This is a genomic window from Mycobacterium paraense (assembly GCF_002101815.1).
Classification (GTDB): domain Bacteria; phylum Actinomycetota; class Actinomycetes; order Mycobacteriales; family Mycobacteriaceae; genus Mycobacterium; species Mycobacterium paraense.
Genome location: NZ_LQPM01000005.1, coordinates 1 through 14262, shown reverse-complemented (window position 1 = coordinate 14262; position 14262 = coordinate 1). Strand labels below are relative to the sequence as shown.

General features: G+C 70.0%; 14 protein-coding genes and 2 pseudogenes. 14 read left to right on the top strand and 2 right to left on the bottom strand.

The window, feature by feature from the left end:
• Nucleotides 1-51: 51 nt before the first annotated feature.
• The 8 genes and pseudogenes from ripA (at nucleotide 52) to AWB89_RS02775 (ending at nucleotide 8141) form a co-directional block, all read left to right on the top strand.
• A pseudogene (ripA, locus tag AWB89_RS02810) lies at nucleotides 52-1484 on the top strand (NlpC/P60 family peptidoglycan endopeptidase RipA).
• A 24-nt stretch (nucleotides 1485-1508) separates the two neighbouring features.
• The gene (gene ripB, locus AWB89_RS02805; RefSeq protein ID WP_085093921.1) at nucleotides 1509-2243 is read left to right on the top strand and encodes an NlpC/P60 family peptidoglycan endopeptidase RipB; all 735 of its coding nucleotides are present in this window, start codon (nucleotides 1509-1511) and stop codon (nucleotides 2241-2243) included.
• A gap of 111 nt (nucleotides 2244-2354) precedes the next feature.
• Nucleotides 2355-3485: a chaperone MoxR1 gene (gene moxR1, locus AWB89_RS02800; protein ID WP_085093920.1), complete on the top strand. Its 1131-nt coding sequence runs from the start codon at nucleotides 2355-2357 to the stop codon at nucleotides 3483-3485.
• Nucleotides 3482-4435, top strand: a complete 954-nt coding sequence (locus AWB89_RS02795; RefSeq protein WP_085093918.1) for a DUF58 domain-containing protein — start codon at nucleotides 3482-3484, stop codon at nucleotides 4433-4435. Before moxR1 ends, AWB89_RS02795 begins: the two co-directional genes overlap by 4 nt.
• Nucleotides 4432-5439, top strand: coding sequence for a VWA domain-containing protein (locus tag AWB89_RS02790; protein ID WP_085171463.1), 1008 nt, complete (start codon nucleotides 4432-4434; stop codon nucleotides 5437-5439). Before AWB89_RS02795 ends, AWB89_RS02790 begins: the two co-directional genes overlap by 4 nt.
• Before the next feature lie 62 nt (nucleotides 5440-5501).
• Nucleotides 5502-6269 (top strand): 3-oxoacyl-ACP reductase FabG1, encoded by a 768-nt coding sequence (gene fabG1 / locus AWB89_RS02785; RefSeq protein ID WP_085093913.1) that lies wholly within the window; start codon nucleotides 5502-5504, stop codon nucleotides 6267-6269.
• Between the two features lie 27 nt (nucleotides 6270-6296).
• Entirely contained in the window at nucleotides 6297-7106 is an 810-nt protein-coding gene (inhA, locus tag AWB89_RS02780; RefSeq protein WP_085093911.1) for an NADH-dependent enoyl-ACP reductase InhA, read from the top strand.
• Between the two features lie 24 nt (nucleotides 7107-7130).
• A complete protein-coding gene (locus AWB89_RS02775; protein WP_085171462.1) occupies nucleotides 7131-8141 on the top strand; it encodes a ferrochelatase in 1011 nt (336 codons plus the stop codon).
• Nucleotides 8142-8145: 4 nt separating this feature from the next.
• Here AWB89_RS02775 and AWB89_RS02770 read toward each other — a convergent pair whose 3' ends face one another.
• Nucleotides 8146-9066: a hypothetical protein gene (locus AWB89_RS02770; protein WP_085171461.1), complete on the bottom strand. Its 921-nt coding sequence runs from the start codon at nucleotides 9064-9066 to the stop codon at nucleotides 8146-8148.
• Nucleotides 9067-9123: 57 nt separating this feature from the next.
• Between AWB89_RS02770 and AWB89_RS02765 the strand changes: the two genes are divergently transcribed.
• From AWB89_RS02765 to AWB89_RS02755, 3 genes are read left to right on the top strand one after another with little or no spacing between them, the layout of a single operon-like run.
• Nucleotides 9124-9558: an NfeD family protein gene (locus AWB89_RS02765; protein ID WP_085171460.1), complete on the top strand. Its 435-nt coding sequence runs from the start codon at nucleotides 9124-9126 to the stop codon at nucleotides 9556-9558.
• Nucleotides 9559-9586: 28 nt separating this feature from the next.
• Nucleotides 9587-10726: an SPFH domain-containing protein gene (locus AWB89_RS02760; RefSeq protein ID WP_085093903.1), complete on the top strand. Its 1140-nt coding sequence runs from the start codon at nucleotides 9587-9589 to the stop codon at nucleotides 10724-10726.
• A 9-nt stretch (nucleotides 10727-10735) separates the two neighbouring features.
• Nucleotides 10736-11092 (top strand): DoxX family protein, encoded by a 357-nt coding sequence (locus AWB89_RS02755; protein WP_085171459.1) that lies wholly within the window; start codon nucleotides 10736-10738, stop codon nucleotides 11090-11092.
• On the opposite strand, the gene AWB89_RS02750 is transcribed toward AWB89_RS02755, so the two are convergent.
• On the bottom strand, nucleotides 11089-11574 hold the full coding sequence (locus AWB89_RS02750) for a nitroreductase family deazaflavin-dependent oxidoreductase (RefSeq protein ID WP_085093900.1): 486 nt from the start codon (nucleotides 11572-11574) through the stop codon (nucleotides 11089-11091). The two genes, AWB89_RS02755 and AWB89_RS02750, sit on opposite strands and share 4 nt — an antisense overlap.
• Nucleotides 11575-11645: 71 nt before the next feature.
• On the opposite strand from AWB89_RS02750, the gene AWB89_RS02745 reads away from it, so the two are divergent.
• From AWB89_RS02745 to AWB89_RS02735, 3 genes and pseudogenes are all read left to right on the top strand, one after another.
• On the top strand, nucleotides 11646-13070 hold the full coding sequence (locus AWB89_RS02745) for an MFS transporter (RefSeq protein ID WP_085171458.1): 1425 nt from the start codon (nucleotides 11646-11648) through the stop codon (nucleotides 13068-13070).
• Nucleotides 13071-13182: 112 nt separating this feature from the next.
• On the top strand, nucleotides 13183-13890 hold the full coding sequence (locus AWB89_RS02740; protein WP_085171457.1) for a response regulator transcription factor: 708 nt from the start codon (nucleotides 13183-13185) through the stop codon (nucleotides 13888-13890).
• Nucleotides 13887-14262: pseudogene (locus AWB89_RS02735) on the top strand (two-component sensor histidine kinase); the annotation flags it as partial. The gene AWB89_RS02740 and the pseudogene AWB89_RS02735, both read left to right, overlap by 4 nt.

Here is a 14262-nt window from a genome sequence, read left to right as displayed (position 1 = left end):
CACGTGCCTGGCGCCGCCCGTCCGCGTTGAGCCGTAGGAGACCTGAGCCGTATGAGACGTACCCGCTGGGGCCTCTCCGCGCGACCGGCCGCCGGGCTGGTCCGGCCGGTCGTACCCGCGGTCCTCAGCGTGGCGATGCTGGTCTGCACCCCGGGTCTCGCTGAGGCCGATCCCGCCGCCGACAGCCTGGCCGCGCTGATCGCCAACGTGGCCAAGGCCAACCAGCGCCTGGAAGACCTGACGGCCGAAATCCAGACCGAACAGGAAAGCGTCAACAAGGCCCTGGTCGACGTCGAGACCGCGCGGGACAACGCGGCCGCCGCCCAGCACGACCTCGAGGCGAGCCAGCACGCGGTCACGGACGCCAACGCTGCGATCGACGCCGCACAGCACCGCTTCAACACCTTCGCGGCGGCCACCTATATGAACGGGCCGTCGGGCGGCTACCTGATGGCGACCAGCCCCGACGACATCATCGCCACCGAATCGGCCGCCCGGACCCTGACCGCCAGTTCCCAGGCGGTGATGGACAAGCTGCAGCGCGCCCGGACCGAACAGGTGAACAAGGAGTCGGCGGCGCGGCTGGCCAAACAGAAGGCCGACAAGGCCGCCGCCGACGCCAAGGCCAGCCAGGACAACGCGGTGGCGGCGCTCACCAACTCCAAGCGCAAGTTCACCGAGCAACGCGAGCAGGCGTCCCGGCTGGCCGCCGAGCGCGATGAGGCGCAGGCCAAGCTCGAGGCGGCCAAGCTGCAATGGTCGGCCGGCAAGGGCGGCGCCGCCGTCCCGGCCTCGGGCGACCGGTGGGATCCGGGGTCACCCGCCGGTGCGCCGCCCGCCCGCGGCCGGCAGTGGGACGGGCTGTGGGACCCGACCTTGCCGATGGTCCCCAGCGCCAACGTCCCCGGTGACCCGATCGCCGTGATCAACCAGGTGCTGGGCATCTCGGCCACCTCGACCCAGGTCACCGCCGGCCTGGGCCGCAACTTCCTGCAGCAGCTCGGCATCCTCAAGCCGGACGACACCGGGATCACCAACGCCAACCCCGGCGCGACGGCCGGACGGATCCCGCGCGTGTACGGCCGGCAGGCCACCGAGTACGTGATCCGCCGCGGCATGTCGCAGATCGGCGTGCCCTATTCGTGGGGCGGCGGCAACGCGGCCGGGCCGAGCAAGGGGATCGACTCCGGCGCCGGGATCACCGGCTTCGACTGCTCGGGCCTGGTCCTGTACTCGTTCGCCGGCGTGGGCATCAAGCTGCCGCACTACTCGGGTTCGCAGTACAACTGGGCCGCAAGATTCCGTCGGCGCAGATGCGCCGCGGCGACGTCATCTTCTACGGCCCCGGCGGCAGCCAGCACGTGACGATCTACCTCGGCGACGGCCAGATGCTCGAGGCCCCCGACATCGGCTTGAAGGTCCGCGTTGCTCCCGTGCGCACCAGTGGGATGACGCCCTATGTGGTCCGCTACATCGAATGGTGACGACTAAGTATTGAACGAGGAGCTATGCGCCACAACCGGTTTCGTCTGATCAGCCTGGCCTGGATCACCGCATTGGTGACCGGGCTGATGTGGTCTGTGGCCGGCCCGGCTCCCCTGGCTACCGCCGATCCCGGGCAGTGGGATCCGACGCTGCCGGCCCAAATCAGCGCCGGCGCGCCCGGCGATCCGCTCGCGGTCGCCAACGCCTCGCTGCAGGCCACCGCCCAGGCCACCCAGACCACGCTGAATCTGGGCAAGCAGTTCCTCGGCGGCCTCGGGATCAACCTCGGCGGCGATCCCGCCCCCGCCGCGGCGCCCCCCACCAACCCCGGCGGCAAGATCCCGCGGGTCTACGGCAGGCAGGCGATCGAGTACGTGATCAAGCGGATGGGGTCGCAGATGGGCGTCCCGTACTCCTGGGGCGGGGGCTCGCTGGACGGGCCGAGCACGGGCGTCGGCGACGGCGCCAACATCAACGGGTTCGACTGCTCGGGGCTGATGCGCTACGGCTTCGCCGGGGTCGGCGTGCTGATCCCGCGGTTTTCCGGTGACCAGTACAACGCCGGCCGCCACATCCCGCCCAACGAGGCCAGGCGCGGCGACCTCATCTTCTACGGGCCCAACGGTGGCCAGCACGTCACCATGTATCTGGGCAACGGTCAGATGCTGGAGGCGTCCAGCCTCGCCGGGAAGGTGACCGTCAGCCCGGTGCGCAAGCCGGGCATGACGCCGTTCCTGACTAGGATCATCGAGTACTGATCGCAGGCCAGCTCACCGCGCCGTCGACGGAAACCGGCAGGCCTGGAATAGTTGGACGAAGGGCACGTCGCTGCCCGGCAGTCGTGTCCGAATGAGCGTGGAGGGTTCTTGATGACATCAGCAGGTGGGCCGCCCCCGGGCGCCAGCAGTTATCCGGGCCACGGTGGGCCCTCCGGCCCGCCCGCCCATGAAGCGCCTCCCGGCGGCGGTAATGGGCTCGCCGCCGAGGTCCACACGCTGGAGCGGGCCATCTTCGAGGTCAAGCGGATCATCGTCGGCCAGGACCAGCTCGTCGAGCGGATGCTGGTGGGCCTGCTGTCCAAGGGCCACGTGCTGCTCGAGGGTGTTCCGGGCGTGGCCAAGACGCTGGCCGTCGAGACCTTCGCCCGGGTGGTCGGCGGGACCTTCGCGCGCATCCAGTTCACGCCGGACCTGGTGCCCACCGACATCATCGGTACCCGCATCTACCGGCAGGGCAAGGAGGAGTTCGACACCGAACTCGGCCCGGTGGTGGTCAACTTCCTGCTCGCCGACGAGATCAACCGCGCGCCGGCGAAGGTGCAGTCGGCGCTGCTGGAGGTCATGCAGGAGCGTCACGTGTCGATCGGCGGCAAGACCTTCCCGCTGCCCAACCCGTTCCTGGTGATGGCCACGCAGAACCCGATCGAGCACGAGGGCGTCTACCCGTTGCCCGAGGCCCAGCGGGACCGCTTCCTGTTCAAGATCAACGTCGGCTACCCGACGCCGGAGGAGGAGCGGGAGATCATCTACCGGATGGGCGTCAAGCCGCCGGTGCCCAAGCAGATCCTCAACACCGAGGACCTGATCCGGCTGCAGGACATCGCGTCCAACGTCTTCGTCCACCACGCGCTCGTCGACTACGTGGTGCGGGTCGTCACCGCCACCCGGCACCCCGAGCAGCTCGGCATGAACGACGTCAAGACCTGGATCTCGTTCGGCGCCTCCCCGCGTGCCTCCCTGGGCATCATCGCCGGGGCGCGCTCGCTGGCGCTGGTGCGCGGCCGCGACTACGTCATCCCGCAGGACGTCGTCGAGGTCATCCCCGACGTGCTGCGGCACCGGTTGGTGCTCACCTACGACGCCCTCGCCGACGAGATCTCGCCCGAGATCGTCATCAACCGGGTCCTGCAGACCGTGGCCCTGCCGCAGGTGAACGCCGTTCCGCAGCAAGGTCATTCGGTGCCGCCGGTGATGCAGACCGTGGCGGCCAGCGGTCGGTGACCGAGCCCCAGAAGCCGGCGGTGCGCCATCCGCCCTCGTTCCAGCGCGGGCAGATCGACGACCCGAAGCTCACGGCGGCGCTGAAGACCCTCGAGCTCACGGTCAAGCGCAAGCTCGACGGCGTCCTGCACGGCGACCACCTCGGCCTGATTCCGGGGCCGGGCACGGAGCCGGGGGAGTCGCGCGAGTATCAGCCGGGTGACGACGTCCGCCGGATGGACTGGGCGGTCACCGCGCGCACCACCCACCCGCACGTCCGGCAGATGATCGCCGACCGCGAGCTGGAGACCTGGATGGTGATCGACATGTCGGCCAGCCTGGACTTCGGCACCACGGTGTGCGAGAAGCGCGACCTGGCGGTGGCGGCCGCGGCCGCGATCACCTACCTCAACAGCGGCGGCGGCAACCGGATCGGCGCGCTGGTCGCAACCGGCGCCACGATGACGCGGGTGCCGGCGCGCTCCGGGCGCCAGCACGAGCAGACGCTGCTGCGCACCATCGCGACGACGCCCAAGGCGCCGGTCGGCGTCCGCGGTGATCTGGCGACGGCGATCGACGCGCTGCGCCGGCCGGAACGCCGCCGCGGGATGGCCGTCATCATCAGCGACTTCCTCGGCCCCATCAACTGGATGCGCCCGCTGCGGGCGATCTCGGCCCGCCACGAGGTGCTGGCCATCGAGGTGCTCGACCCGCGCGACGTCGAGCTGCCCGACATCGGCGACGTCGTGCTGCAGGACGCCGAAACCGGCGTCACGCGGGAGTTCACCATCGACGCGCAGCTGCGTGACGACTTCGCCAAGGCCGCCGCGGCGCACCGCGAGGAGGTGTCGCGCACCTTCCGCAGCTGCGGGGCCCCGGTGCTGACGCTGCGCACCGACCGCGATTGGATCGCGGACATCGTCCGCTTCGTCGAGTCCCGCCGGCGCGGGGCACTCGCGGGGCGGCAGTGACCTTGCCCCTGCTGGGCCCGATGACGCTGTCGGGCTTCGCGCACTCGTGGTTCTTCCTTTTCCTTCTCGTCGTCGCCGGGTTGGCCGCGCTGTACATCGTGCTGCAGCTGGCGCGCCAGCGGCGGATGCTGCGGTTCGCCAACATGGAGCTGCTGGAAAGCGTTGCGCCGCAGCGGCCGTCGCGGTGGCGGCACGTGCCGGCGATCCTGCTGGTGCTGTCGCTGGTGCTGTTCACCGTCGCGATGGCGGGGCCGACCAACGACGTGCGGATCCCGCGCAATCGCGCGGTCGTGATGCTGGTGATCGACGTGTCGCAGTCGATGCGTGCCACCGACGTCCCGCCCAATCGGATGGCCGCCGCGCAGGAGGCCGCCAAGCAGTTCGCCGACGAGCTGACGCCGGGCATCAACCTGGGGCTGATCGAATACGCCGGCACGGCGACGGTGCTGGTGTCGCCGACCACCAACCGGGACGCGACCAAGGCCGCGCTGGACAAGTTGCAGTTCGCCGACCGCACGGCCACCGGGGAGGGCATCTTCACCGCGCTGCAGGCCATCGCGACGGTCGGCGCGGTGATCGGCGGCGGCGACACGCCGCCCCCCGCGCGGATCGTGTTGTTCTCGGACGGCAAGGAGACGATGCCGACCAACCCGGACAACCCGAAGGGCGCCTTCACCGCCGCGCGCACCGCCAAGGACCAGGGCGTGCCGATCTCGACGATCTCGTTCGGCACGCCCTACGGGTTCGTCGAGATCAACGACCAGCGCCAGCCCGTCCCGGTCGACGACTCCACGATGAAGAAGGTCGCCGAGCTCTCCGGCGGGAACTGGTACAACGCGGCGAGCCTGGCCGAGTTGAAGGCCGTCTACGCGTCGCTGCAGCAGCAGATCGGCTACGAGACCATCAAGGGCGACGCCAGCACGGGCTGGCTGCGGCTGGGTGCGCTGCTGCTGGCGGTGGCCGCGCTGGCGGCGCTGCTGATCAACCGCCGGCTGCCGACCTAGGCTCGCGGCGTGAAACGGGGGGACAGTCGGGCGGTGCCCCGACGAGGCGATAGGTTGGCGGGGTGACTGACACAGCCACCGACACCGTTGCCGAAGCCGCCCCCGCCGGCGCCAAACCCGCGTTCGTATCCCGCTCCGTGCTGGTGACGGGCGGTAACCGGGGGATCGGTCTGGCGATCGCACAGCGGCTGGCCGCCGACGGGCACAAGGTGGCCGTCACGCACCGCGGATCCGGGGCGCCCGAGGGGTTGTTCGGCGTCGTGTGCGACGTCACCGACAACGACGCCGTCGACCGCGCGTTCAAAGAGGTCGAGGAGCACCAGGGTCCGGTCGAGGTGCTGGTGTCCAACGCCGGCATTTCCAAGGACGCCTTCCTGATCCGGATGACCGAGGAGCGCTTCGAAGAGGTCATCAACGCGAACCTCACCGGGGCGTTCCGGGTGGCGCAGCGGGCGTCGCGCAGCATGCAGCGCAAGCGGTTCGGCCGCATCATCTTCATCGGGTCCGTGTCCGGCATGTGGGGCATCGGCAACCAGTCCAACTATGCCGCCGCCAAGGCCGGCCTGATCGGCATGGCCCGCTCGATCTCCCGCGAGCTGTCCAAGGCCGGGGTGACCGCCAATGTCGTCGCGCCCGGCTACATCGACACCGAGATGACGCGGTCGCTGGACGAGCGGATCCAGGCGGGCGCACTGGAATTCATCCCCGCGAAGCGGGTCGGCACCGCCGAGGACGTCGCCGGCGCGGTCAGCTTCCTGGCGTCCGAGGACGCGGGCTACATCGCCGGAGCGGTGATCCCGGTCGACGGCGGCATGGGCATGGGCCACTGAGGGCCCCGACACGAACTAGGACGGAACATGGCAGGACTGCTCGAAGGCAAACGGATTCTGGTCTCCGGGATCATCACCGACTCGTCGATCGCGTTTCACATCGCCAAGGTGGCCCAGGAAGCGGGGGCGCAGCTGGTGCTGACCGGGTTCGACCGGTTGCGCCTGATCCAGCGCATCGCCGACCGGCTGCCGGAGAAGGCACCGCTGATCGAGCTCGACGTGCAAAACGAGGAGCACCTGGCCACCCTGGCCGAGCGGGTGACGGCCGAGATCGGCGAGGGCAACAAGCTGGACGGCGTGGTGCACTCGATCGGCTTCATGCCGCAGACCGGGATGGGCATCAACCCGTTCTTCGACGCTCCGTACGAGGATGTGTCGAAAGGCATTCACATTTCCGCCTTTTCGTACGCCTCGCTGGCCAAGGCGCTGCTGCCGATCATGAACCCTGGTGGCTCCATCGTCGGCATGGACTTCGACCCGTCGCGCGCGATGCCGGCCTACAACTGGATGACGGTGGCCAAGAGCGCGCTGGAGTCGGTCAACAGGTTCGTGGCGCGTGAGGCCGGCCCGTACGGCGTGCGCTCGAATCTCGTTGCGGCCGGCCCGATCCGGACGCTGGCGATGAGCGCGATCGTCGGCGGCGCCCTCGGCGAGGAGGCGGGCGCCCAGATGCAGCTACTCGAGGAGGGCTGGGACCAGCGCGCGCCGATCGGCTGGAACATGAAGGATCCCACCCCGGTCGCCAAGACCGTTTGCGCCCTGCTCTCGGACTGGCTGCCGGCCACGACAGGGACCATCATCTACGCCGACGGCGGCGCCAGCACGCAGTTGCTCTAAAAGCGGAATTGCTCTGAGCCCCTGATGGATTTCGACGCGGTCCTGCTGCTGTCCTTCGGCGGGCCCGAAGGCCCCGAGCAGGTGCGGCCCTTCCTGGAGAACGTCACCCGGGGCCGCAACGTGCCGCCTGAGCGCCTCGACGAGGTCGGTGAGCACTACCTGCATTTCGGCGGCGTCTCGCCGATCAACGGGATCAACCGGGCGCTGATCACCGAGCTGCAGGCGGAACTCGACGTGCCCGTCTACTTCGGCAACCGCAACTGGGAGCCGTACGTCGAGGACACCGTTGCGGCCATGCGCGACAACGGTGTTCGTCGCGCCGCGGTGTTCACCACGTCGGCCTGGAGCGGATACTCCGGCTGCGCGCAGTATGTCGAGGACATCGCCCGAGCTCGCCGGGCGGCCGGGCCGAACGCCCCCGGACTGGTCAAGCTGCGGCCCTATTTCGACCACCCCCTGTTCGTCGAGATGTTCGCCGGGGCCATCGCGGCGGCCGCCGGCACGGTGGCCGGCGACGCGCGGCTGGTCTTCACCGCGCACTCGGTCCCGGTGGCGGCCGACCAGGGGTGCGGTCCCCGGCTGTACAGCAGCCAAGTCGCCTATGCCGCAAGGCTGGTGGCCGCGGCCGCGGGATACGCCGACTACGACCTGACCTGGCAGTCGCGGTCCGGGCCGCCGCAGGTTCCGTGGCTCGGGCCCGACGTCGCCGACCATCTGGCGGCGCTCGCGGATGCGGGCACCGGGGCCGTGATCGTCTGCCCCGTCGGATTCGTCGCCGACCACATCGAGGTGGTGTGGGACCTGGACCACGAGTTGCGACTGCAGGCCGAGGCCGCCGGGGTGGCGTTCGCCCGGGCCGCCACGCCCAACGCCGACCGTCGATTCGCCCGGCTGGCAGCGGATCTCGTCGACGAACTCCGCCAGGGCCGGGCGCCGAACCGGGCGAGCGGGGCCGATCCGGTGCCGGGCTGCCTCGCCAGCGTCAACGGCGAGCGATGCCGCCCGCCGCACTGCGCGGCGCCCGGATGCGGTTAGCGGCTTAGTCGGACCAGGCCGAGTGCATGATGGCGGTGACCGCGGCCATCCGCGCCGAGCGCACGACGCTGGTCAGCGGGCGAAGCGCATCGGTGGCGATTCGGGCCTGTGACGACGATTGCGCCCCGATGCCGGCGACGATCCCGTCCGCCGGGGACTCGGACACCCGGCTGAGCCCCGAGCTGACCGCGATGATGGCGTCGACGTGCGCGGCATTCTCCAGCACCCGCAGCGCACGAGAGGGCGCGTGGTCCGGAATGCGATGCTGCCGTGCCGATTCCAGCAACTGCTCGACGAGCCCCCGCGGATCGTCCACGTCGGACGCCGCGGCTCCCAGCCCGATGGCACCCAGCGCGTCGGCGGCCGATCGCACGGCCGACCGCAGCGCGTACTCGGCGTCGCCGAGCTCGTGGTGGTCGAGCATCGGCGCGCCGGGCAGCGAGTACACGGTCCAAGAGAGCCCGCACAATTCGGGTGATCCCGCGTCGTCGTCGACCTCGTCCAGGTCGCCGTAGCTGAACTCCGGAACCAGCCCGACGGCGGTGCCGGGATCGTCGGGGTTGGTGATGATGACCGCTTCGCCGGCGGCCAGGGCGTCGGATTCGAACTGGGTTCCCGGCGCCAGGCCCCGCACGTCGCCGGGCACCGGCAACACCATGTTCACCGTTCCCCGCAAACGACTCGGGGCGACCGAGACCGCCGGCCGGCCCACCGCCGCGCGCAGCGTCTGCAACAGAGTGACGGTCCCGGCGTCGTGGACATCGGGCCACGGCAGGCCGGTGTGGCCGGCGGCGACCGCATCATACGCGGTGACCGATTGCTTTGGCGCCCAAACGGATAACGCGTCCAAGACGTCGTCGGGCGCGGCCTTGCCCGCGAGCCAGGCGTTGGCCCACAGGGACAGCGAGACACTGGGACACCACATGATCTCGGAGTGTAGTTGTTTGATCCGGCAAAGGCCGATTACGCGTATTCTGACCGCATGCCCGCCGCGGTGATCTGGCTCATATTCGCGCTGGTGCTTGCCGGTGCGGAGGCGCTGACGGGCGACATGTCCCTGTTGATGCTTTCCGGTGGCGCGCTGGCGGCCACGGGCACCACGTGGTTGCTGGACTGGCCGGTGTGGGCCAACGCGGCGGTATTCGTGGTCGTCTCGGTCCTGCTCCTGGTGCTGGTGAGGCCGGCGCTGCGGCGGCGGCTCACGCCCGCCAAGGGCCTGCCGACCGGCATCAAGGCGCTGGAGGGCAAGAGCGCGCTGGTCCTCGGGCGCGTCGCACGCGACGAGGGTCAGGTGAAGCTGGACGGCCAGGTATGGACCGCGCGCCCGCTCAACGACGACGATGTGTACGAACCCGGCGAACGGGTGACGGTAATGCAGATCAACGGCGCCACCGCGGTGGTGTTCAAGGGCATGTAAACCCTCTGGAGAAACAGGAGGAAGCGCGATGGCTGGAATTGCTCTGCTGGTGGTGGCGCTCGCCATTGTGGTCTTCGGGATCATCGTGGTGGCGAAGTCCGTCGCGCTGATCCCGCAGGCCGAGGCCGCGGTGATCGAACGCCTGGGTCGATACAGCCGCACCGTCAGCGGGCAGCTGACGTTGCTGGTGCCGTTCATCGACCGCGTCCGCGCCCGGGTGGACCTGCGCGAGCGGGTGGTGTCGTTCCCGCCGCAGCCGGTGATCACCGAGGACAACCTGACGCTGAACATCGACACGGTGGTCTACTTCCAGGTCACCGTTCCGCAGGCCGCCGTGTACGAGATCAGCAACTACATCGTCGGCGTCGAGCAGCTGACCACGACCACCCTGCGCAACGTGGTCGGCGGGATGACCCTCGAGCAGACGCTGACCTCCCGCGACATGATCAACGGCCAGCTGCGCGGCGTGCTCGACGAGGCCACCGGGCGGTGGGGCCTGCGGGTCGCCCGGGTCGAGCTGCGCAGCATCGACCCGCCGCCGTCGATCCAGGCCTCGATGGAAAAGCAGATGAAGGCCGACCGCGAGAAGCGGGCGATGATCCTGACCGCCGAGGGCATGCGCGAGGCCGCGATCAAGGAGGCCGAGGGCAACAAGCAGGCGCAGATCCTGGCCGCCGAGGGCGCCAAGCAGGCCGCGATCCTCGCCGCCGAGGCCGACCGCCAGTCCCGGATGCTGCGCGCCCAGGGTGAGCGCGCCGCGGCCTACCTGCAGGCGCAAGGCCAGGCCAAGGCCATCGAGAAGACGTTCGCCGCGATCAAGGCCGGCAGGCCCACCCCGGAGATGCTGGCCTACCAGTACCTGCAGACACTGCCGGAGATGGCCCGCGGCGACGCCAACAAGGTGTGGGTGGTGCCCAGCGACTTCAGCGCGGCGCTGCAGGGCTTCACCAAGCTGCTCGGCACGCCGGGCGAGGACGGCGTGTTCCGGTTCCAGCCCTCCCCGGTCGAGGACCTGCCGAAGCATCAGGCCGACGACGACGCCGACGTCGCCGACTGGTTCTCCACCGAGACCGACCCGGCCATCGCGCAGGCGGTGGCCAAGGCCGAGGCGATCGCCCGCCAGCCGGTGGACGGCCAGCCGGGAGCGCCGCCGGAGTTGACCCAATAGGCTGGTCGGATGAGTGCGTTGACTTCACCGAAAACCTATGCGGGACTTGCCGCCTTCCATGCCGTCGACGCGGTGGCGTGCGGAGTCCAGGTGGCCCCCATCAAGAAGGTTCTGGACGACCTGGGGGTGCCGGACGAAATCCGCCGCGTGCTGCCGGTGGTGAAGGCCGCGGCCGCGATCGGGCTGCTGTCGGTCACCCGTTTCCCCGCCCTGGCGAGGCTGACGACGGCGATGCTGACGTTGTACTTCCTCCTGGCCGTCGGCGCGCACATCCGGGCGCACGACAAGGTCGTCAACGCCCTTCCGGCGGCGACGTTTTTGGCCACCTTCGCCGCGATGACGGTCAAGGGCCCGGATCGCGGTTAGTCGCAACGCAATTCGACGATCGGCAGCGGGGTGTCGGTGTCGGTAATCGGGGCGCCGAGCGTGTTTTCCAGCACCGGGCGGAACCGCTCCCACGTCTGGGGGTGGCGGTCGCGGTAGGCGGCCAGCGTGCGGTCGGCCTCCGCCCGGTCGAGGACCCGCGCGGTGGCGCGCCGCGGGGCGCGGCTGCCGACGTAAATCCGCACCCGCGGGTTGGCCTCAATGTTGCGGAACCACTGGGCTTTTCGGCCGAATCCCGACGCGACGACGTAGACGTCGGCGCCGGGGTGATCGACGACCTCCAACACCGCGTAGCGCGGTGCGCCGGACTTGCGGCCGATGTGCTCGAGCATCAGGATGCGCGAGCCGAACAGCGCTCCCGCGCGGGCCTTATAGATCCAGACCGGCGCGCGCACCAGCCGGCGGGAGCGCAGCACCCGGGCGCCGATCGCGGTCAAAATCGATTCGTTCGCAGTCCGCCCCATGGTGGCGATTGTCCTCCAACCGGCGGGGCCGTCGCATAGTTGCGAAGCGTTGCGGGTAAGTCATGTACCCAATGAGTCGAAAACCGGGTGACGGCGGGATCGCGGTGGCGGATGCGCGCGCAACGCATCGGTCGATCCAGGGCACCGCGATCGGCAACTTCATGGAGGCCTACGACTTCACGCTGTTCAGCCTGGTCGCCACCATCCTGGCGCAGAAGTTCTACCCCGGGGAGAACTCCGGCGCGGGAAACCTCATCGCCACCTTCGGCACGATGACCGCCGGCTTCGTGGTGCGGCCGCTGGGCGGGTTCATCTTCGGCCCGCTCGGCGACCGGATCGGGCGCAAGCCCGTGCTGGTGATGACCATCTCGCTGATGGCGGTGTGCGGCGCCGCGACGGGCGCCCTCCCGGGCTACCACACGATCGGGGTCTGGGCGCCGATACTGCTCACGGCCGTCCGCATCGGCCAGGGGCTTTCCTCCGGCGGGGAGTACGCGGGCGCCATGACCTTCATCGCCGAGCACGCCCCGGACCACAAACGCGGGATGCTGGCCGGATTCCTGCCGGTGGGCACGCTGGGCGGCTTCGTCGTGGGCGCCGCGCTGGTGACGGGGCTGCAGACCGCGTTGCCCGCCGCCGACATGCTGAACTGGGGCTGGCGCATCCCGTTCCTGCTGGCGGCCCCGTTCGGCCTGGTGGCGGTGTACCTGCGCTCGAGGATCGACGAGTCGCCCGGCTACGAGAAGGTGCACAAGGTCGCGATCCCCGTCTCGGTGCGCACCCAATTCGTGCTGACCGTGGTGCGGCAGTGGAAAGGGCTGCTGATCTGCCTGGGCGTGGAGCTCGCGGTCACCGACACCAGTTACATGGTCAGCGGGTACGTGCCGACGTACCTGAAAAAGACCGCGGGCGTGGGGGACACGGCGGCGCTGGTGATGGTCCTGATCGTGTTGGCCGTGTTGACGATCGGCGTGCTCTTGGTCGCGATGCTGTCCGATCGCGTCGGCGTCAAACCGCTGATGTGGACGGGGTGCGGCTTGCTGATGATCGTCTCGCTACCGGCGTTCATGCTGATGCGGTACGGCGGGGCGTATCCGACCCAGTTCGGCGGCGTGCTGCTGATCGGCCTGCCGATGGTCTTCTTGAGCAGCCTGGAGCCGGCGATCCTGCCCGCGCTGTTTCCCACCAACGTGCGCTACGGCGCGGTGTCGATCGGGTTCAACATCGCGGTGTCGGCCTTCGGCGGCACCACCCCGCTGATCGCCGAGACGCTGGTCACCGGGACCGGAAACCCGATGATGCCGGCGTACATGCTCATGTTCGCCGGGGTGGTCGGCGCCGTCACGCTGATGTTCGCGCCCGAAGTCGCCGGGCGGCCGCTGCTGGGTTCCGGTGACCTGATCGAGATTCAGCGCGGCAGCGGCGGCAAGGGCGGGACGGGGATGACGCCCGGCGTGGGCGCCGGCGCGGTGCCCGACACCGGCGGGGCGGGATAGACGCAGCCGGGCGCGTTCGACCGCAGGGGCGGCGGAGTCGGGGAAGGTGAAGCGAACCTGAAGAAAGGGGCTTGCCGGACCGGTCGCCGAGGCGGAGCACTCACAATGGGGCATGGCGAGTTCCCCCCGCGCGGCGCGTCCGGCGGCCGGCACACCGCGGGTGCTGGTCGTCGAGGATTCCGAGACCATCCGCGAAATGGTCAGCGAGGCGCTGGCCGACGCCGGATATCACGCCGACGCCTGCCGCGACGGCGACGGTTTGGAGGACGCGCTCGACGGGCTGCGGCCGGACCTGGTGGTGCTGGACGTCATGCTGCCGGGGCGCGACGGATTCGCGCTCATCGACGCGATCCGTGATTGGGGCGATGCCGGCATCGTGCTGATCACCGCCCGCGACGGGCTCACCGACCGGCTGCGCGGCCTCGACGGCGGCGCCGACGACTACGTCGTCAAACCGTTCGAGCTGGCCGAACTGGTGTCACGGGTCAACGCGGTCCTGCGCCGGCGCGGACGGCTGCCGCGGGCGCTGCAGGTGGGCGACCTGATCGTGGACGTCGACGCGGGCGTCGCCGTGCGCGCCGGACACGAGCTCGAGCTGACCGCCACCGAGCTGCGGCTGTTGCATTTCCTGGTCGAGCAGCGCGGCCGGATCGTGAGCGCCGGCCAGATCCTGAACGCGGTGTGGGGCTACGACGCCTACGACCCAAACCTGGTACAGGTGCATATCAGCGGGCTGCGGCGCAAGCTCGAGGCCCACGGGCCGCGGATCGTGCATACCGTCCGCGGGATCGGCTACCGCATGCAAGCCCACCGGTCATGACGGTCGACCCCGTGACGCCGACGCCGTCGCTGCAGCGGCGCGTCGTCGTCGTGGTGATCGGGTTGCTCGCGGTCTTGCTGGTGGTGCTCGGGGTGGTCATCGACGTCAGCCTGGGGGCCCAGGCCCGGCGAAACCTCAACGACCGCCTGCTGGCGGCCACCTCGCGCGCGGACGCGCTCGCGCAGGCGCGGACGCCGCCGCAGCAAATCGCGGCCCAACTCAACGGCGGCGTCGTCCGCGCGCTCGTCATCGCCGCCGACGGCACGGCCTACGGCGACCCCGCGATCAGCACGGACCCCGGCGCCGATCATCAGCTTGCGGAGCTGGCGGGTGACCTGCGTGGTCTGCGTCGTGTCGGCCATCAGGATGAGG

Bases quoted from the DNA above. Each gene is read 5' to 3' on its own strand.
- AWB89_RS02765 (WP_085171460.1), top strand. From the start codon at position 9,124: ATGCCCGCCGCGGTGATCTGGCTCATATTCGCGCTGGTGCTTGCCGGT.
- moxR1 (WP_085093920.1), top strand. From the start codon at position 2,355: ATGACATCAGCAGGTGGGCCGCCCCCGGGCGCCAGCAGTTATCCGGGC.
- AWB89_RS02740 (WP_085171457.1), top strand. From the start codon at position 13,183: ATGGCGAGTTCCCCCCGCGCGGCGCGTCCGGCGGCCGGCACACCGCGG.
- ripB (WP_085093921.1), top strand. From the start codon at position 1,509: ATGCGCCACAACCGGTTTCGTCTGATCAGCCTGGCCTGGATCACCGCA.
- inhA (WP_085093911.1), top strand. From the start codon at position 6,297: ATGGCAGGACTGCTCGAAGGCAAACGGATTCTGGTCTCCGGGATCATC.
- AWB89_RS02745 (WP_085171458.1), top strand. From the start codon at position 11,646: ATGAGTCGAAAACCGGGTGACGGCGGGATCGCGGTGGCGGATGCGCGC.
- AWB89_RS02755 (WP_085171459.1), top strand. From the start codon at position 10,736: ATGAGTGCGTTGACTTCACCGAAAACCTATGCGGGACTTGCCGCCTTC.
- AWB89_RS02760 (WP_085093903.1), top strand. From the start codon at position 9,587: ATGGCTGGAATTGCTCTGCTGGTGGTGGCGCTCGCCATTGTGGTCTTC.
- AWB89_RS02750 (WP_085093900.1), bottom strand. From the start codon at position 11,574: ATGGGGCGGACTGCGAACGAATCGATTTTGACCGCGATCGGCGCCCGG.
- AWB89_RS02775 (WP_085171462.1), top strand. From the start codon at position 7,131: ATGGATTTCGACGCGGTCCTGCTGCTGTCCTTCGGCGGGCCCGAAGGC.
- AWB89_RS02770 (WP_085171461.1), bottom strand. From the start codon at position 9,066: ATGTGGTGTCCCAGTGTCTCGCTGTCCCTGTGGGCCAACGCCTGGCTC.